Source organism: Dietzia aerolata, assembly GCF_014144865.1.
Classification (GTDB): Bacteria; Actinomycetota; Actinomycetes; order Mycobacteriales; family Mycobacteriaceae; genus Dietzia; species Dietzia aerolata.
This window is the reverse complement of sequence record NZ_JAALDM010000327.1, coordinates 1-311: the sequence shown is the minus strand read 5'-3', so window position 1 is coordinate 311 and position 311 is coordinate 1. Positions and strand designations below refer to the sequence as shown.

The window sequence follows — 311 nt, the reverse complement described above, 5'->3', positions numbered from 1 at the left end:
GCGCGCCGGCCGGGCTCGCAGCGGCCCAGACGGGACCGCTGGACACGATCCCCGGCCTCGATTTCGACGCGGTGCTCGAGCGGGGCCTCGAGGTGATGCCCGAAACGGGTTCCCTGGATGAGGCGGTGTCAGCCGGACAGGCCGCTGCCGCGGCCGGGCCCGACCTGGCATCACCCTCCGGGTCCGCGGACGTGCGGAATCAGGACCAGCAGGCGCTGCCGCCGCCGGCCGTGCCGGGGCTGACCTCAGAGGAGTCGGCTGCCGCCCTGCCCACCCTCCCGGCGTTGCCGCCGGAGGCCGGGTCGGGCGGG

The 311-nt window shown here is 76.8% G+C and carries 1 protein-coding gene; it reads left to right on the top strand.

All coding sequences use genetic code 11. From position 1 onward, the window contains the following. Positions 1–311: hypothetical protein (locus G6016_RS16275; protein ID WP_422110499.1), on the top strand; the 311-nt coding region annotated here is incomplete at both ends.